The 17866-nt window shown below is 65.0% G+C and carries 14 protein-coding genes; 11 read left to right on the forward strand and 3 right to left on the reverse strand.

The genetic code is table 11. From position 1 onward, the window contains the following. Position 1 precedes the first annotated feature (1 nt). Positions 2 to 811, reverse strand: coding sequence for a cytidylate kinase family protein (locus NTV05_02625; protein MCX6543290.1), 810 nt, complete (start codon positions 809 to 811; stop codon positions 2 to 4). 391 nt (positions 812 to 1202) lie between these two features. Here NTV05_02625 and NTV05_02630 point away from each other — a divergent pair, with 391 nt between their 5' ends. Both NTV05_02630 and NTV05_02635 read left to right on the forward strand, forming a co-directional pair. After that, a complete protein-coding gene (locus NTV05_02630; protein MCX6543291.1) occupies positions 1203 to 2744 on the forward strand; it encodes a cytidylate kinase-like family protein in 1542 nt (513 codons plus the stop codon). A gap of 33 nt (positions 2745 to 2777) precedes the next feature. Next, entirely contained in the window at positions 2778 to 3905 is a 1128-nt protein-coding gene (locus tag NTV05_02635; GenBank protein MCX6543292.1) for a sulfite exporter TauE/SafE family protein, read from the forward strand. 5 nt (positions 3906 to 3910) lie between these two features. Here NTV05_02635 and NTV05_02640 read toward each other — a convergent pair whose 3' ends face one another. Together NTV05_02640 and NTV05_02645 are read right to left on the reverse strand one after the other, a co-directional pair. Then, positions 3911 to 5563: an ATP-binding protein gene (locus tag NTV05_02640; protein ID MCX6543293.1), complete on the reverse strand. Its 1653-nt coding sequence runs from the start codon at positions 5561 to 5563 to the stop codon at positions 3911 to 3913. A gap of 39 nt (positions 5564 to 5602) precedes the next feature. Beyond that, positions 5603 to 5980 (reverse strand): response regulator, encoded by a 378-nt coding sequence (locus NTV05_02645; GenBank protein MCX6543294.1) that lies wholly within the window; start codon positions 5978 to 5980, stop codon positions 5603 to 5605. Positions 5981 to 6915: 935 nt separating this feature from the next. Here NTV05_02645 and NTV05_02650 point away from each other — a divergent pair. The 9 genes from NTV05_02650 to NTV05_02690 all read left to right on the forward strand — a co-directional run bounded on the left by NTV05_02650 (position 6916) and on the right by NTV05_02690 (position 17862). Then, entirely contained in the window at positions 6916 to 7722 is an 807-nt protein-coding gene (locus NTV05_02650) for a cytidylate kinase family protein (protein MCX6543295.1), read from the forward strand. Positions 7723 to 7838: 116 nt separating this feature from the next. Then, positions 7839 to 10334: a sodium-translocating pyrophosphatase gene (locus NTV05_02655; GenBank protein ID MCX6543296.1), complete on the forward strand. Its 2496-nt coding sequence runs from the start codon at positions 7839 to 7841 to the stop codon at positions 10332 to 10334. A gap of 102 nt (positions 10335 to 10436) precedes the next feature. After that, positions 10437 to 10994, forward strand: coding sequence for a hypothetical protein (locus NTV05_02660; GenBank protein MCX6543297.1), 558 nt, complete (start codon positions 10437 to 10439; stop codon positions 10992 to 10994). Positions 10995 to 11006: 12 nt separating this feature from the next. After that, the gene (locus tag NTV05_02665) at positions 11007 to 12089 is read left to right on the forward strand and encodes a sulfite exporter TauE/SafE family protein (GenBank protein MCX6543298.1); all 1083 of its coding nucleotides are present in this window, start codon (positions 11007 to 11009) and stop codon (positions 12087 to 12089) included. A gap of 133 nt (positions 12090 to 12222) precedes the next feature. Further along, a complete protein-coding gene (locus NTV05_02670) occupies positions 12223 to 12426 on the forward strand; it encodes a hypothetical protein (protein ID MCX6543299.1) in 204 nt (67 codons plus the stop codon). Next, the gene (locus NTV05_02675; protein MCX6543300.1) at positions 12416 to 13147 is read left to right on the forward strand and encodes a hypothetical protein; all 732 of its coding nucleotides are present in this window, start codon (positions 12416 to 12418) and stop codon (positions 13145 to 13147) included. Before NTV05_02670 ends, NTV05_02675 begins: the two co-directional genes overlap by 11 nt. After that, positions 13128 to 14867, forward strand: coding sequence for a sensor histidine kinase (locus tag NTV05_02680; GenBank protein ID MCX6543301.1), 1740 nt, complete (start codon positions 13128 to 13130; stop codon positions 14865 to 14867). The genes NTV05_02675 and NTV05_02680 overlap by 20 nt, the downstream gene beginning before the upstream one ends. Then, a complete protein-coding gene (locus NTV05_02685; GenBank protein ID MCX6543302.1) occupies positions 14864 to 15292 on the forward strand; it encodes a response regulator in 429 nt (142 codons plus the stop codon). Before NTV05_02680 ends, NTV05_02685 begins: the two co-directional genes overlap by 4 nt. Beyond that, positions 15289 to 17862 carry a PEP-utilizing enzyme gene (locus NTV05_02690; GenBank protein MCX6543303.1) on the forward strand — a complete coding sequence of 858 codons (2574 nt, stop codon included), beginning with the start codon at positions 15289 to 15291 and terminating at the stop codon, positions 17860 to 17862. Before NTV05_02685 ends, NTV05_02690 begins: the two co-directional genes overlap by 4 nt. Positions 17863 to 17866: the final 4 nt, after the last annotated feature.

Genomic DNA, 17866 nt, shown 5'->3' on the forward strand with positions numbered 1-17866 from the left:
GCTACAGGGCCAGCGTCGCCGTGACGACGTGGTTGACGACGGCCCTTACGCCCTCGGTGGCCGACGCAACCTCCGCGGCCTCACCCACGGTGGCAGCCATGCGGACCATCCCTTCGATCGTGACAGTGCCCGCGTCGGCCTGGACGCGGAAGTCCGAATCCCGAGTCCGCTGGTCGCGCGCCAGCGCCGCCGTGACCAAACTGGCCACCGCGAGGTTCTGCATCGCCGTCTGTGATTGCTCCGTCTGTTCGAACTGTTCCAACTCCGTCATCCGGACGACGACCTCACACGCACCGGCCGCACCCAGGTACTCCAGGTTGAGCACCACGTCGTAGTTCGACGCGTCCTCCCAGGCAACACCATAGAGGAAGCGCGTCCACTTTCGGCGATCTTCGTCCACCTTGTTGATGTAGGCCTCGGCCTGACCGCTCGTCATGTTGCACTGCGCCATCGCGGCGTGGATGCGGTAGCTGAGGTCTGCGACGACGCGCACTCGGATGACGTGCCTGACGCCCGCGAGCAGGTGATGGCCGGCGTGGCCGTGGTAGATGAGGTTGCCAACCTTGGCGCGCTGGCAGAGGACGGCTCGAATATAGGCCAGGTAGCGGTCGCGGTCGCGCCGGAACCGATCCCAGAACGACGGGGGTTGGCTGAGGGCTGCGCCCAACTCGACCTGCGACACGCCGTACACCGCGGCCGCTTCTGCGATGACCTCGCGGCTCAAACAGGGGTAGCCGAGCCGATCTGCGAGGCATTCAGCCAGCCGCTTGCCACCGCTGAACGTCCCACGCGAAATGGTGATGATGGACACGGGACTTCCCCCTTGATCGTGCAGACGCGGGCGCAGGGGGCAGAACGGGAGCCCAAACGTGGCAAGGCGTGCCCAGTATACTGCGGTCGGTGAGCGAGTCAACGCGCGCGTAGCGAATCACCTGCGTGAAGCAGAACGCGATCGGCCACCGAGCCGATCGAGCCTCGCCACCAGGTCTGCGGAGAACACCGTCGCGGTCCCGCCCGCAGCCCGCGATTGGGGCAGTCATTCCACGCCCTCGACGCATCGGCAGCTTGATCTTGGGTGTCGTCCGTGATACCAGTACTGCGCGGCTGTCGCCTTCGAGACGGCGAACCCCCACAGAAGCCGCCGCCGAGCCACGTCCCCCGCCGAGACTCAGTTCGCCCTCCACGCGCGATCCGGAGACTGTATGCCTATCGTGACGATTGCCCGCGGGACCTTCAGCGGCGGCCGCGCGCTTGCCGAGGAACTGGCGCGCAAGCTCGGAAGCGAATGCCTCGATTCGGAGATCGTCGGCGAGGCCGCCCGCAAGCTGGGTGTGCCGGTATCGCGGCTGAAGGCGGCGATGATGAAGGCCCCGGCGTCGTTGCGTGGCTTCGCCCGCGAACGGGACACGTACCTGGCCTGCGTCACGGCCGAACTCTGCGAGCGGGCGCAGGGCGGCGACCTGGTCTATCACGGACACGCCGCCCACCTTCTCCTCCCGGGCGTGTCGCACGTGCTCCGCGTCCGGGTCGTGGCGGACCCTGAATTCCGTATCCGCGCCGCGATGTCGCGCATGAACATCGGGCGGAACCCGGCCAAGAAGTATATCCACGATGTCGACACCGACCGGGTCAGGTGGGTCGACTTCTTGTACGGCGTCGACTGGTCGGATCCCTCCCACTACGACTTCGTCGTCAACTTGGAACACGTGTCAGTGAGCAACGCCGCGGCCGCCGTGTGTGCCATGGCAGAATTGCCCGAGTTCAAGCCGACGCCGGTGTCCCAACAACGGATCGCTGATCTCCTGCTGGGCAGCCGGGCGCGTGTCAGGCTGAGCGTCGATCCGCGCACCCGATCGGCTGATGTCACCGTTCGAGCCAGTCGCGGCGTGCTGAGCGTCAGGCACATGCCCCAGCAGGCACATCTCGCTCCAGTCATCCGCCAGGCGCTGACCGACATCCCGGGCATCCGCGACATTCATTGCGCGATCGCCAGCACGATGGTGCTGTGGATCGAGGAGGCCTTCTCCCCCGAGTCGGCGGCCTTCACGCAGGTCGTGGACCTGACGCGGCGCTGGGACGCCGCTGTCGGACTCCTGAAACTGGCCCCGGATGATGCGCCAGATGATGCCGTGGGGGATCCGGTGAATCTCGAGGCCGTCAGGATCGCCTCCTTGGACGCAGTCCCGTCGTCGGAGGCAGAAGACGACGGTGGCGTGATTCTCGACACGATCGAACCCGCGGTCGCCCCGGCCGCCCACCGGGACCAGGAAATGGCTGCGACCTTCGGGGCGCTGCTCCGGGAGGGGCGTTCCGGAGAGACCATGACGTTGAAGTCGAGTCAGTTGCCCACGTCGCTCGACCTGGGCGTCAAGTACAGCCTCGTGATCGTGGGCGATATCTTCAGGTCGAAGCCGGAGACGGTACGGGGCCGTCTCACTCGGGAACTTCGGAGCGCCATTGCCGAGCATCTTGGCGTGCCGGTTGTCGGCATCGAGGACTTGCGGCAGCGGCTGGCGTTCGGACCGCGCCAGGCCGTCGCGGCGCTGGCCGGCCTCGTGCTGGTGGCCCTCACCTACGCGCTGGTCTTCACCAACCAGGAAGCGGTCGTCCGCTTCCTCTCGGCCGGACCAACGGGTCCGCAACGCGTCTTGGCGGTTGCCGCCGTCGTCGTGGGAACGCCGCTGTTCGCGTTCGTTTATGGCGCGTGCGTCAGCCGCATCACGAAGCTCCTGGGCTTCGACTAGCGGGGAGTGGCCCGTGTATCAGGAGAGTGTTCTATGATGGCTGGACTGGACGGGTTCATTCCGCTCGACGCGTTCACGATGATCCAGGTCGTCCTGCTCGGGTTCATTGGAGGCGTCCTGTCGGGTTTCATCGGTAGCGGCGGCGCCTTCTTCATGACGCCCGGCATGATGAACCTGGGCGTGCCAGGCGCCATCGCCGTCGCCAGCAACATCACGCACAAGTTCGGCAAGGCGCTGGTGGGATCGCGGCGCCACCGGGAACTCGGCAACGTCGACCGCAAGCTGGCGCTGTTCATGCTCGCCACCTCCGCGCTGGGCATCCAGATCGCCGTCTGGTTGAACAGCATGCTGCTCAAGACATCGGGCAGCCACGGCGAGTCGTCCAGCGCGGCCGGCGATCTCTACATCAGCGTGGTCTTCGTTGCCAGCCTGACGCCCGTGTCGATTGCCATGTTGCGGGACGTGGTCCATTCGTTCCGCAGTGGCGACAACAGCGGCCGCCCAGGTTCGCGGATGGCCGAGGCCGTCGCCAATCTCCGTCTGCCACCCACGATCGACTTCCGGGTGTCGGAAACCCACGTCTCGTTGTGGGTCGTGACGCTGGTGGGCCTGATCGTCGGCTACATGGCGGGGACGATCGGCGTTGGTGGATTCCTCGGTGTGCCGGCGATGATCTACCTGTTTGGCGTACCCACGACGGTCGCGGCTGGCACGGAACTGTACCTCGCGGTCTACATGGGCGCGTGGGGCGCGCTGAACTACGCCTGGCTGGGCCTGGTCGATGTCCGCCTGACGTTGCTCTTGTACGGGGGCTCGCTCATCGGGGTGTTCATCGGCGTCTACGGCACGAAGGTCGTTCGGGAGGTGATGATCCGCATGGTCACGGGCGTGGTGATCCTCGTCTGCGTCGTCAGCCGGCTCATTGCCATTCCGGTCTACCTGCGCCAGCTCGGCAAGATCGAGATGCATCCATCCTACGACCCCTACCTCAACTCCGTCAGCAAGGGGCTCCTGTTCCTGGCAGGAATATCGGGCCTCGCGATGATCTTGTATCTGGTGGTGAAGGCCCATCGTCAAAGGATGAGTATCCAGACTCGGTTGATGCAGGCCTGCTCACCGGCCGACGACGCGTCGAGCGCGGAGCGTGTCCAACATATGTGAACACGCTAGGCGGGCCGTTGACCGCCCTCCGGTGTTCCGGAGCAGTCGCCCCGCGCGGGAGGGGACGACAAATCGGCGACCACCATGGTCACCGGCAGCAACACGCTGAACGTGGATCCCTCATTCACGACGCTCTGGGCGCGAAGTTCTCCCCCGTGCTGGCGTACGATCCCTCGAGACATTGACAGACCCAGTCCCGTTCCCTGACCCGTGGCCTTGGTGGTGAAGAATGGGTCGAAGATCGATCCGATGATGTGCGCGGGGATACCCGAACCGTTGTCACCGACGTCCACCGACACGAATCCGGGCTCGGCGGCTCTCCGGGCCGACACATGGATGCGGCCGCCCTTCTGCACCGCGTCGAGCGCGTTCAGGAGCAGATTCAGGAACACCTGGCTCAACAGGTTCCGGTCGCCGTGCACGGTGGGGAGATCCGGCGGCACGTCAACTTCCACCGAAGACCCCGTGAACTTGACCTGGGTCTGCGCCAGTGAGACGACGTCGTCCACGAGTCGCCGCAGGTCGAGCGGTTCCATCCGCGCCTCGCTCTGTCTCGTGAAGTCGAGCAAGTTTCGAACGATCGCCTGGGCCCGGTCGGCCTGGGTGACCAGATCATCGAGCATCTCACCATGCTCAGCCTCGTTCAGCTTCGATCGAAACTGCTTGAGCGTCGTGGCGGTGAGGGTGATGTTGTTCAACGGGTTGTTCAACTCGTGAGCGATGCCAGCCGTCAACGTCCCGACCGCCCTGAGCTTCTGTGACTCGACGAGGATCTGGTACCGCCGCTCGAGTTCGTGGGTCATGCGGTTGATGCCCATTGCCAGGTCCGAGAATTCGTCTCGATACCGGCGGGCGGGCGCGAGGGGGGAGAAGTCGCCCGCGGCAATGCGCTGGGTGGCCTGAACCAGCCGGGTCAGGGGCCCGAGCATCTGACGAGCGAGGAAGTTCGCCACTCCCAGCGTCAGAATCACACTGACCGCCAGGAACACCATGGGCACACGCTTGGCCACGGCCAACATGTTCTCAACGGAGCGGCGTTCACTCGTGGCCATATCAAGCACGGTCGAGGTGATCCCAGCGCCGTGTTCGCGGACGCTCGCCTCCAGTTCGCCACGCCGGATATTCCCGGCATTCGGGGCCGCATCGCGGCCACCCGCCGACAGCAGCGCCAGCAGTTCTTCGTAGCGGTCCACCTGGTGGACAAACGCCGCCAGACCTTCGTTGCCGAGCGTGGCGTCTGGCTCTCCCGTCCTCATGTGTGACACGAGCAACTGTCTGGCCTGGCGGGCGTGGTCCAACGCGTCAGGGAGGTTCGTTCCGTAAAGGAAGTAGTCCTTCTCGAAGCGCCGGGCCTGCTGTACCTCGATGGTCAAGCGATCGACCACGACCAGGACCCGCAGCCGACGCTCGACCGACGACAGCAGCAGCCACGAGGTCACCGTGATCCCGGCGGTGACGGCGACAATGATCAGGAATCCCAGTACGAGACGCAGACGAATGCCGAGACTTGGCCGATCCAATAACGCCTTCTGGAACTCCACTTCGACGCGGTCGTCCGGGAGGAGGGGCCCGGGATGTGATGTCCCGTCGGAGAACTCCGTGAGGGACTCGCGGGGGAGCGTCGAAGGAGACGGACGCTGCGGCTCGACTGGAACCATGATCTCTCCGCCGGTGGGGGCTCGCTCAAACGGCCGGTGTCACAACCCGGCGCCTGCGGTTGCCCTGGCGATCACGTCGAGGAATTCACTGACCTTGAACGGTTTGGGAATGAAGTCGAATACGCCCTTGGCCACCGCCTCGCGGGCGACCTCGATGGTGGCATACGCCGTAATCAGCACGACCTTCGTTCGCGGCGATCGCTTTGTGACGGCCTCGAGGATCTGAATCCCGTCGACATCCTTCATACGCACGTCCGTCACCACGATGTCGTATTCCTGTTCGGCGATTCTCGCCAGCGCCGCCTTCGGATCCACAAACGTGTCGACGTCGTAGCCGCTGCTCTTCAACGCGACGAGCAGCCGCTTGCCCACGATCTCCTCGTCATCCACAACCAAGATTCGAGTCTGGCGTTCCATGCCGTCCCTCCGAGCGCAACGGGGGGCCTTGTGGTCTAGACGGGCAACCCGGGGTCTGAAGCCCCCTGGCTCCATAAGAAAAGACCCACGGCCGCCGTCAACTCAGACGCTCTCCGAGCGTAGATGCTATTACGATGGCCGAGGCGGCGCAACCCGACGTCCGCCGACAGCGTGACGGACGCCAGTTCGGGCACCGACCGCCCGTTGTCGCAGCACGTAGCGGCGGACCGATTCCGCCGACGACCGTGCGAGCACGTTGTTCAGTTTCGCCGGTGGGTGGAGGAGCCGTTGGTCAGCGAACTGGTCGAGCTGATCGGAGGTCCACTGCTGCGTGGGTGTTCAGTCCGCCGCCATGATGCACCTGCCTTCAGGATGCTGCTCTCGGACACGAGGGAGCGCCAACGCACCGTCGCGTCCCATCGAGTGACAGCCACGTCGCAAGCCGCAGATGCTGTCAATTCAGCATGACGCCTAATATCCCATTAAATCCATAGACTCTGTGGGCATTGTCATAAATAACTGATTCTGAATGACTTCTCTTGACAGGACGTTCCCGCCGCTCTAGGCTCTGGCCGATACCGGTCCTCCTGGCATTGTCGACCGCGGCCGCGCGTCTGCCGGGAGGAGGCCCCCGGCCGAGCTAGGGCGCCACCAGGGAAACCTGGCGGTCGGCCCGTCGATCACGGGCTGGTGTCTCGGGCGTGTCTGTCGGCTCCCGGAGGAGGGGCCCATGCCGTCACCTGGCTCTCCGCCTTCGGCCCCCCCTTTGAATGCGGAAGGATTGCCTCATCTCGATCGAGCATGGCTGTGTGGTCGCCTGGCTGAGCGACCGACCCGGCTCGAGAGTTGTTGCGTACGTCAGGCCGGATGCGAGACGCGGGCGCGCCATGGGCGCCGGCGTGCCCGGCGTCAGGGTTGAGAGGAGAGAAACGGCGATGGCGGTCATCACCATCTCGAGAGGGTCGTTTAGCGGTGGCACGAGGCTCGCCGAATGTGTGGCGAGCCGACTGGGCTACCGGTGCATCGACCGGGACGTGATCGTCACGGGAGCGGCCGCGTACGGCGCGTCCGAGAACGATCTCCGGGATGCGCTCGAGAAGCCTCCCACACTCTGGGAGCGGTTCAAGCACACGAAGTACATGTACCTCGCCCTGATCCAGGCGGCGCTGACCGAAGAGGTCAGGGCCGGCAATGCGGTCTACCACGGAAACGCCGGGCACCTGCTGCTCGAGGGCATCAGTCATGTCATGCGGGTGCGCATCATCGCCCCGCGGGCCTTTCGCCTGGAGGCCGTCCAGACCCGCCTGAAGATGAGCGAAGCCGAGGCGTCCGCCTATATCCAGAAGATGGACGAGGACCGGCGGATGTGGACGCAGTACCTCTATGAGGTTGACTGGCGCGACGCGTCCTTCTACGACCTCGTCCTGAATCTCGAGCGTCTGGACATCTTTCAGGCGTGCGACATCATCGCGGCGATGGCCAGGCAGGAGTGTTTCCAGGAGACGCCGGAATCCAGAGCCGCCATCGACGATCTCGCGCTGGCGAGCCGGATCCAGGCCAACCTGGCGGTGACGCCGGCAACCGTGGATCTCGAAGTGGACGTGACCGCTCACGCCGGAGCGGTGGTGGTGAGAGGCCATTTGTCGGCGCCTGATCAGACAGCCTTTGTCCGGGCCGTCGTGGCCAAGGTGCCCGGCGTGAAGCAGGTGGCGATCGAGTTGTTCGCGGGGCTCGGGGCGTAGTCGCACGCTCCGAGGCCAGACCGGGCCGCGCCAGGCCCAATGCAGCCAGCCCCCTTGATTCGCGCGGGCGCCGCCCGCGCTCGTTGTTGTCAGTCGATATCAGGGGGTCAATAGCGATGAACTGTCCGTCTCTTCTCCGCATCAGCACGTCGAGGTTGCCGCTCCGTGTTCTCCGGCTGTCGGGTCTCTGTCTTGTCGTTGGGGTTCTGCTGGCCGTGGCCGCCGTCAGCCCGGCCGGGGCGGCGCCACAAACCGAACCGCCTCAGGCCACCGCCGAGCACCATGGCGGCGGCGAGGCCAGCCTCATCCTTCCCGATCTGTCCCAGGCGAAGTTTCTCGGGACCGACGGCCGGACCCTGCTGATGTTCGGGCTGCTGGTGTGCGTGGGCGGCTTGCTGTTCGGCTACTACATCCACCACGACATCAAGAAGCAGCCCGTGCACGAGTCGATGGCGGAGGTCGGCGCTCTGATCTACGAGCCGTGCAAGACGTACCTGCTGCAACAGGGCAAGTTCATCCTGATTCTCGAAATCTTTATCGGGTCCGTCATTGCCTTCTACTACGGCTTCCTGATGCAGTTCCCGATCGAGCGCGTCCTGATCATCCTGGCGTTCAGCCTGGTCGGGATCGCCGGGTCGTACGGGGTCGCGTGGTACGGCATTCGCATCAACACCTACGCCAACTCCCGCACCGCGTTCGCGTCCTTGCGCGGCAAGCCGTTTGCGATCTCCCACATCCCGCTGCAGGCCGGCATGAGCATCGGCATGATGCTCATCAGCGTCGAACTGTTCATCATGCTGTGCATCCTGCTGTTCATCCCTGGGGAATACGCCGGACCGTGCTTTATCGGGTTCGCCATCGGCGAGTCGCTCGGCGCGGCGGCGCTGCGCATCGCCGGCGGCATCTTCACCAAGATCGCCGATATCGGATCGGATCTGATGAAGATCGTCTTCAACATCAAGGAAGACGACGCGCGCAACCCCGGCGTCATCGCGGACTGCACGGGCGACAACGCGGGCGACTCGGTTGGCCCGAGCGCGGACGGCTTCGAAACCTACGGCGTGACGGGCGTCGCGCTGATCTCGTTCATTCTGCTGGCCGTGAAGCCGGACGCGCAGGTGCAGCTGTTGGTCTGGATCTTCCTGATGCGCATCATCATGGTGATCGGGAGCGGCCTGTCCTACATGATCAACAACGCGATCGCGAAGGCGCGCTTCGGGACGGTCGACAAGATGAACTTCGAGTCACCCCTCACCACGCTGGTGTGGCTCACGTCGATCATCTCGGTGGCGATGACCTACATCGCGTCGTACCTGCTGATTCCGGATCTCGCCGGCGACACCACACTCTGGTGGAAGCTGTCGTCGGTCATTACGTGCGGCACGCTGGCTGGCGCCATCATCCCCGAGGTCGTCAAGATCTTCACCTCCACCGAGTCAGGCCACGTGAAGGAAGTCGTCAAGGCGTCGCGCGAAGGCGGCGCGTCGCTCAACGTCCTGTCCGGGCTGGTCGCGGGCAACTTCAGCGCCTACTGGCTCGGCATCGTCATCGTCGTGCTGATGGGCACGGCGTACCTCGTGAGCACGATGGGCCTCGGCGCGCTGATGATTGCCCCGGCCGTGTTCGCCTTCGGCCTGGTGGCGTTCGGCTTCCTCGGCATGGGGCCGGTGACCATCGCGGTCGACTCCTACGGCCCGGTCACCGACAATGCGCAGTCGGTGTTCGAACTCTCGACGATTGAACAGATTCCCGGCGTGAAGGCCCAGATCAAGAAGGACTTCGGCTTCGATGTCGATTTCCACCGGGCGAAAGACCTGCTCGAAGAGAACGACGGCGCCGGCAACACGTTCAAGGCGACGGCCAAGCCCGTGCTGATTGGCACCGCGGTGGTTGGCGCGACGACGATGATCTTCTCGATCGTCTTCCTGCTGACTAACCGGCTGCAGCCCGAACTGGTGACCAATCTGTCGCTGCTGCACCCGCCGTTCCTGCTGGGGCTTATCACCGGAGGATCGGTCATCTACTGGTTCTCCGGCGCGTCCATGCAGGCCGTGTCGACCGGGGCGTACCGGGCCGTCGAGTTCATCAAGGCCAACATCAAGCTCGAGGGCGTGACGAAGGCGTCGGTCTCCGACAGTAAGAAAGTCGTCGAGATCTGCACCCAGTATGCGCAGAAGGGGATGTTCAACATCTTCCTGACGGTGTTCTTCTCGACGCTGGCCTTCGCGTTTCTGGAGCCGTTCTTCTTTATCGGGTACCTGATCTCGATTGCCCTCTTCGGGTTGTTCCAGGCCATCTTCATGGCCAACGCGGGCGGCGCGTGGGACAATGCCAAGAAGATCGTCGAGACGGAACTCAAGGAGAAGGGCACGCCCCTGCATTCGGCCTGCGTGGTCGGCGATACGGTGGGCGACCCGTTCAAGGACACCTCGTCGGTGGCGATGAACCCCATCATCAAGTTCACCACGCTGTTCGGCCTGCTCGCCGTGGAGTTGGCGGTCAAGCTGGGCATGGACGCGGGTCTCTCTGTCACGCGCACGCTGGCGGCGGCGTTCTTCATCGTGTCGGCCGTGTTCGTCTATCGGTCGTTCTACGGCATGAGGATTCGCTGAGGAGGCGGACCGCTTCCGGGGGGTGAAACTCCCCCTGGATCTCGCGCTGTTTGCCGACGTGGAAGCCTGAGGGGGCCAACCGCGCCGTCGCAGGAGGTTTGCATGCATACGAAATTCCGCTGGCGGGCACTGATCAAGTTCCTGTTCTGGGCGGTCGCCACCATCGTGGTTGGCGCCTACGCGATCAATACCTACACCTCCGGTCAATTGGTTCGCTGGTATTACTTCGAGTCCAGAGCGGACGGCTATGCGGTCAACACCAAGGGCTTCGAACAGGCGACCCGCGAGCAACCGGTCTATCTGACGATCGGGGCGTTTTCTGATGTCAGGGGGCTGCGCGCGGCCCGTGTCACGAAGGGCAGTCGCCTGCCGGAAGGCACTAACGGGGTGGTCGATCTGGCCACGGTGGACGAGGGGACTCGGGTCCGGCTCGACCGGGGACAACTCGTGGTGAGCGTGCCCTGGCAGATCAAGGAGGCCAAGGGGTTCAAGTTCCGCGACGGGTTTACGCACAAGAACATTCGGACCAACCCGTATGCGGGGCTCTGGAACCTCATCATGGTCGGGCTGGTCGGCCTCTGTCTCGGGTTCCTTGCCGAAGGCTTCACGGATCTGGTGGGCCTCAAGTTCCAGAAGATTGACCACAGTGTCGGGCATTAGGAAGGGCGTGCCATGTTCGAGTTCCTTATTGCTGGCGTTCAGGCGCCGTGGATCCTGCTGGTCTTCACCGGCTTCACCGTCGGCATCGTCGGCGGCTTCATCGGTGTCGGTGGCGGGTACATGGTGACTCCTGCACTGATTGTCTTCGGGTTCCCCGGCTACATGGCGTCTGGCATCGATATGACCCACATCGCTGGCAAGGGCATCGTGTCGACCGTCAGGCACCGGCAGCTGGGCAACGTGGATTGGATCCTTGCCCTCAGCATGGTGGCGGGCACGATGTTCGGAGTCGAAGAGGGGATTCGGCTGCTTGGCTACTTCAAGCACCTCGGGCTATCGACCGTTGCGCTGCTCGGCGCGTCGGTTCTCCTGATGGGCACGTTGTTCGTCTACACGTTGCGGGAGACGCTGCGATCCCACCGGCGGCTGACCGAGATGGTGCGCGAGGGCAAGACGCTGGCCCGCGAGGTCAGCACGTCGTCACTGCCCCGTGTGTTCCAGGGCCTGCCGTTGGCGCCGCTGGTCCGTTGCCGCGTCGCGCGCGTCATCGTGTCGATGTGGGTGATCGTGCTGGTCGGGGTCATTACGGGCGTGCTCGCCGGCTTTCTCGGAGTGGGCGGCGGGTTCATTCGTGTGCCGGCCCTCGTTTACATCGTGGGCGCCTCAACGCATATCGCGGTCGGCACAGACCTGGTGGAGATCGTCTTTTCCGGGGCCTACGGCTGCTTGCGGCACTCGATAGAGGGCAACGTCGACTTCGTGGCGGTCCTCTTCATGCTCTGCGGTGCGATGTTCGGAGCGCAGTTCGGGTCCATCGCGACGGCGTTTGTCCGAGGCCCGGCGATTCGGTACATGCTGGCCTTCTCGCTGGCGCTCGCCACTCTGGGTGCCGGGCTGCCGCTCGTCAATCTGCTCATGGGCGGCAAACTGGCTTGGCTGACCGCCATCTCGGTCATCATCACGCTCGGCCAGATGGTGTTCCTCTGTCTGTTCATTTTGTCGTTGGTCTACTTTGCCTATCGAGCCAACCGCGGCCGATGGGTACCGGAGTGGGCGGTTCCGCTGCTGGTCCACAACGTGACGACTGGCGGGTAAAGACGGACATGATGAAGAAACTCCTCGACAACATGTGGGCGTTTGCCCTGGTCCTGCTGGTGGTGTCGATGACACTATCGACCGTCGTGTACTTCGCGTACATGCGCACGCACCTGATCGGCTAGGAGCAGCCATGAAGAAACCGACACAGTTGCTGGCGAACCTGGTGCTCTATGGGGTGCTGATCTACTACGCGGTAGACTCGACATTCGTTGAGTTCGATCCGTGGTTTGCCTTCGTCGTATGGTTCCTGCTCATCGTGGCCGCCGTCATCTCCACGGTCCCCGGATTGCGGGCGAAGAGCGTGTCCCCGGGCGAGTACCCCAGTGACGAATGACCCGGGTCGTGACGGTGGACGGCGTGTCGATGAGGATGCGGCGCTCTCGGGGCTGGCCGCACGGTTCGCCCTGGGCGACCTGAGTCCGAAGCGTTACGCCCGGCAGCGCCAGCAGGCGCTGGCGGAGCTGGGACGGCGCAAGATCGCCCCGACACTCATGCCCGGTGAGACGATCATCGCCGAGCACCACTGGGTCGAGGGTCACGCGCGACTGCCCGAATCGCCGTTCGCCGAAACCGGACAGATCGCGGGCAGCCTCTATGCCACCGAGCGCCGGCTGTTCCGCTGGCGGTTCCACGACGGCGCCTCGCCGTCGGGGCGCGCTCGGTCCGATGTCCAGGAGACGTTGGAATCCCAGTGGTACGCCGAGATCGCCGGCGTCGAGCGCCGGGTTTCGTTCCGCTGGGGAGAGGCCCTCACCGGGATGGCGATCAGCGTGGTCGCCTGGCTTCTGTCAGCCCGACTCGGCGTGACCGGACCATTGCTGCTGGCCGTTGGTGTCTTCGGGATCGTCCATGCGATGTTGGTGCCGACGCGCTACGTGGTCGTGCTGATCGATGGCGCCGGCGCCGGCTGGCCTGTGTGGGCCGCCAGGACCGGGAGCGGCCGGACCGTGTTGGGTGAGGTCTCGAAGCGGCTGGCTGGCTCGGTCCCAGCAACCGAGGAGGCCCTGTCCGGGGGCAGCAGCCAGGGAGGTGACCATGCCCGACGGCAGCCGTGACTACGCGCCGCTCCATCGGCGCCTGCTCCGCACGATGCTGGCGACCTGCCTGGTCCCGCTGCTGGTCGTCAGTGGCGCGTCGTACGTGCAGTTCCAGCGCTACGCCCGCCAGATGGTCCTCGATCAGCAGGAACGAGTCGTCCTCAACCACGCCCATTCAATCGATGCCTTCGTGCAGCGCTTGCAGGCCGAGCTTCAGGCGATCACCGATCACTACTCGCTCGAGGAACTCCAGTCGGGCGAACTCGATCGCGTGTTTGCCGTGCTCCAGCAGGGGTCCGGTGTTTATGCCGACCTCGGCATCATCGACGATCGCGGCAACCACCTGAAGTACGTCGGACCCTATGGCCTCGAGGGCCGGAACTACGGCCAGACATCCTGGTTCGAGCTCCTCCGGACCCGCGATCTGGTCATCAGCGATCTGTTCCTGGGCTATCGCGGCGTGCCGCACTTCATCATTGCGGTCAAGCGACGGATTGCAGGCGGCTACTGGATTTTGCGCGCGAGCCTCAGCACCGACTATATCAGTCAGCTCGTCGAGAGCATCAGGGTCGGCACGACCGGCGAGGCGTTCCTGCTGGACCGGCAGGGCTTCTATCAGACCAAGACCCGCTGGGCCGGCCGCCTGCTCGATCCATCCGGATTTCCGTTCGTCGGCGCGCACGGCGGTGTCCGCTCGGCCGAACTGACGGCTGGCGGGCGGGCGTACCTGTACTCTGACGTCTGGACGGCCGCCGGCCAGTGGATGCTCGTCGTGCGGCAGGAGAAGGCCGAGGCGTTCGCGCCCCTGCAGCGCGCGATGTGGACGTCGACGATCATCATCCTGATTGGTCTGGTGGGCGTGGTCGTGGCGGCGCTGGCGATCTCCAGTTGGCTCGTCCGTCATGTGCGGGAGATCGACAAGCAGACCGACGAGTTGCACGCTCAACTGACCGTCAGCTCGAAAATGGCAGCCGTGGGGGAGATGGCAACCGGTGTCGCCCACGAGATCAACAACCCGCTCGCCAACATTGAAACGCTGCGGACCTGGATCCTGGACCTGGTGACTGACGAGGGGCTTGCCGCGCAGAACGTGCCGGAGGTGATCGCGTCCGCCCGGAAGATCGGCGATCAGGTCGAGCGGTGCCGCCTGATCACGCACGACCTGCTTCGCTTCTCGCGGCGGACCGACTCCGGGCGCGTCAGCACGAACCTGGAGGGCTTGGTCGGAGAGATGATCGAGATGATCGAGCATCGAGCCCGTTCGGAGAACGTCCACTTCGAGATCCATCCCAATCCAGTGCCGTTGCCGATGCTGCTGATGTCATCCTCGAAGCTTCAGCAGGTTCTGTTGAACATCCTGAACAACGCGGTCGACGCGATGGAAGGCAAGGGTGGAGACGTCAAGGTCGTGATTCGCCGCGCCGGGAACACCGTCCGAATCGCCATCACCGATTCCGGGTGCGGCATCGCCCGGGAGCACCTGCCGCGCATCTTCGAGCCGTTCTTCACGACCAAGCCGGTCGGGAAGGGCACGGGGCTGGGCCTGGCCGTGTGCTATGGGCTGGTCCAGCAGATGGATGGCAGCTTGACCGTCGACAGCAAGTTCGGCGTCGGCTCGACGTTCACACTGACCCTGCCGATGCGGCCTGCTGAGGAGGGCGACGCGCCTGGGGCCGGGCCCTCGGCCACCGGGTCACCCGCGATCGGTGGTACGCTACCGGCAGGATCCAGTTCATGAGTCGTCCTCGGCTCCTGCTCATCGACGACGAAGACGCCTTCCGGGAGACGGTCGACAAACTCCTGACCTTTCGCGGCTTCGACGTGTCGACCGCGTCGGATGGAGCGCAAGGCATGCGTGCGGTCCTGCGCGGCGGGATTGAGATCGTGATTCTCGACGTCAAGATGCCCGGCCTCGACGGAATCGAGACTCTTCGCGAGCTCAAGCGAATCCAGCCGGACCTCGAGGTCATCATCCTGACCGGGCATCTGCTGAAGTCGACCGAGCAGGAAGGGCTGAAGCTCGGCGCATTTGCCTACCTGACCAAACCGTGCACCGTTCCAGACCTGGTCTCCGTCATCGGGGCTGCGCTCGAGACGCGCGCCCGGCGTCTTGCCGGCCCGGACTCGCCTCCTGAGCTGCCAGGGTCGCGACCGGCTTCATGAAGACCGTCTGGTCGCGGCTGGTGACGTTTCTCGAGATCATCGGCCTCCGTCGTCCTGAAGAAATCGACTACGACAGCCGGCTCGCCGAGCTGAGACTCCGCTACTTCCACTTCCGCGACCTGCTGGCTGCCAATCACGACCTGCTGGAGGTCGTGGCGGCGATGGAGTTGAGACTTCAGCGCCGCTCTGTTGTCACCCTCCGCTGGATCCGCGCGCAGGTGGTGACCGCCCTGACGTCAGCCCACCGGATGGTCGCAGCCCTCAACGCCGTGTCGGGCCGGCGCTATCAGGCGCTCGATCTGGTGCTGACCCGTCTGGAACAGCGGCTGTCGTCGTGCCGCGCCATGACCGAACCCGACCTGCCTGATGATTGGATCATTCCGCTCGACCGGCTCGATCGATCCGCGCTGCCGCTGGCAGGCACCAAGATGGCGGTGCTCGGTGAGATCCGGAACGTGCTGAGGCTGCCCGTGCCCGATGGCTTCGTGGTGACGGTCGCGGCCTTCCATCGCATGATCGAAGCGGCCGGCGTGGCCGACGCGAACCCGCGCGGAGCGGGCGACCCAGGAGGCGACGACCCGTCGACCGGGGCCGAAGGGGCACGACAACGGATCCTTAACACGCTCGTGCCGGAGGAGATGGCCCAGCGTGTTCTTGCCGCCCACCAGGCGCTGGCGCCAGGCGGCGAAGCGCCGCCGCTGGCCGTGCGATCGAGCGCCGTCGAGGAGGACTCTGAGTTCTCGCTTGCCGGACAGTACCTGACGCTGCTGAACATCCGTCAGCCGGATCTCATCGACGCCTACCGCCAGGTGGTGGCCAGTGCCTTCGGCGCCAACGCGGAGTGCTATCGCCGCGAGATGGGGATCGACGAGTCAGACGTGGCGGTCGCCGTCGGGTGTCTCGTACTTGTGGAGCCGCTCGCGAGCGGCGTCGCGTTCTCCACCGATCCGATCGGCACCCACCACAACAGCGTATTGATCCATGCCGGCTGGGGACTGGGACCGTCAATCGTTGACGGTCGCATCGATCCCGACGTCCATGTCGTCTCCCGAGACGACGGCCGTATCACCACGCACGTGAGCCGGAAGGTGGTCCGCCTTACGAGCCATCCAGCCGGCGGGGTCGTCGAGGACGAAGTGCCTCCCGGCGACCAGGAGCGCCCGTGTCTGACTGAGCCGGAGGTCGCGACACTTGCCAGGTGGGCCATCGAACTGGAGCGGCACTTCGGCGGTCCCCAGGACGTCGAATGGGCCCTCGATCGCGACCGCCGGCTTGTCATCCTGCAAAGCCGCCCGGCAACGGCCCAGGCCGCGGCAACCTCCCGGGACGTGCCTGCGGTGAAGGGGGCCGGCCTGTTACTGGAAGGAGGGATGACCGCCTCTGCCGGCGCCGGCGCGGGTCCCGTCGTGGCGGCGCTCCCCGACGACAACCTCGACGATTTTCCCGAGGGCGGCGTCCTGGTAGCCGTCCAGTCCAGCCCGAAGTTCGTCCGCATCATGCGCAGGGCCTCTGCCATTGTCACCGACGTCGGCAGCGCCATCGGCCATATGGCGTCGCTTTCGCGCGAATACGGCGTGCCTACCATCGTAGGCGCCGGGACGGCGACCGCACGGCTGGCGCCGGGCAGCATGGTGACCGTGGACGCCACGCGGTGCCGCGTATACGCGGGCCGCGTGGACGTACTCCTGGAGCAGGCACCCGCTCCACCGGCGGCAAGGCCCGAGAGCCGGGGGCATTCGGCGCTGGAAGAGATCGCCCGGTTCGTCGTGCCGTTGACGCTGATCGACGTGCGTGATGACTCGTTTACGCCGATGGCCTGTGCCAGCCTTCACGATGTGGCCCGATACGTACACGAACGCTCGTTCAGGGAAATGTTCGGCCTCAGTACGCTTGTCGGCGACTTCCACGCCCAATCTCCCATCCTCGACGTCTTTCTGCCCATTGACCTCTACATCATCGATCTCGGCGGCGGGTTGGCCGCACCGCCCGGGGCGCGGAAGGTGCGACGGAGGGAGATCGTGTCGGCGCCGTTTGCCGCGCTCGTCGATGGGATGCTGCATCCCTCGATCCCGAGGTTCGGGCCGCGAGCCATCGACACGAAGGGCCTGCTCGATGTCTTCATGCGCCAGGCTCTGGCCAACCCCCACGAGGACGACACGTTGCGGGATCCCTGCTACGCGATCATCTCGGACCGATATGTGAATCTGGCGACCCGGGTGGGCTTCCACTTCAGCGCGGTCGACGCCTATGCCGGCGGCGTGGCGAGCCAGAACTCGGTCTCGTTCCGTTTCAAAGGGGGTGCCGCCGGAGAGGTGCGTCGCCGGCGTCGCGTCGAGGCCATCGCGCTGATCCTCCGCCACCTGGGTTTCTCGACCAACGTCACCGCCGACCTGGTCGATGCCAACTATCGCCGCCACGATCTTGCGGATACGCTTCGCGCCGTGGAGATGCTGGGTCGCCTGTTGCAGTTCATGCGCCAGATGGACGCGGCCATGACCTCAGACGAGCGTGTGGCCGAAGTGGCTGACGACTTCCTTGCCGGCCGGTACGGACCCGACACGCCACCCTGATGAC

It is taken from the genome of Acidobacteriota bacterium, from assembly GCA_026393755.1.
GTDB lineage: Bacteria > Acidobacteriota > Vicinamibacteria > Vicinamibacterales > JAKQTR01 > JBAXOX01.

Bases quoted from the DNA above. Each gene is read 5' to 3' on its own strand.
- NTV05_02630 (MCX6543291.1), top strand. From the start codon at position 1,203: ATGCCTATCGTGACGATTGCCCGCGGGACCTTCAGCGGCGGCCGCGCG.
- NTV05_02635 (MCX6543292.1), top strand. From the start codon at position 2,778: ATGATGGCTGGACTGGACGGGTTCATTCCGCTCGACGCGTTCACGATG.
- NTV05_02640 (MCX6543293.1), bottom strand. From the start codon at position 5,563: ATGGTTCCAGTCGAGCCGCAGCGTCCGTCTCCTTCGACGCTCCCCCGC.
- NTV05_02645 (MCX6543294.1), bottom strand. From the start codon at position 5,980: ATGGAACGCCAGACTCGAATCTTGGTTGTGGATGACGAGGAGATCGTG.
- NTV05_02650 (MCX6543295.1), top strand. From the start codon at position 6,916: ATGGCGGTCATCACCATCTCGAGAGGGTCGTTTAGCGGTGGCACGAGG.
- NTV05_02655 (MCX6543296.1), top strand. From the start codon at position 7,839: ATGAACTGTCCGTCTCTTCTCCGCATCAGCACGTCGAGGTTGCCGCTC.
- NTV05_02660 (MCX6543297.1), top strand. From the start codon at position 10,437: ATGCATACGAAATTCCGCTGGCGGGCACTGATCAAGTTCCTGTTCTGG.
- NTV05_02665 (MCX6543298.1), top strand. From the start codon at position 11,007: ATGTTCGAGTTCCTTATTGCTGGCGTTCAGGCGCCGTGGATCCTGCTG.
- NTV05_02670 (MCX6543299.1), top strand. From the start codon at position 12,223: ATGAAGAAACCGACACAGTTGCTGGCGAACCTGGTGCTCTATGGGGTG.
- NTV05_02680 (MCX6543301.1), top strand. From the start codon at position 13,128: ATGCCCGACGGCAGCCGTGACTACGCGCCGCTCCATCGGCGCCTGCTC.
- NTV05_02685 (MCX6543302.1), top strand. From the start codon at position 14,864: ATGAGTCGTCCTCGGCTCCTGCTCATCGACGACGAAGACGCCTTCCGG.
- NTV05_02690 (MCX6543303.1), top strand. From the start codon at position 15,289: ATGAAGACCGTCTGGTCGCGGCTGGTGACGTTTCTCGAGATCATCGGC.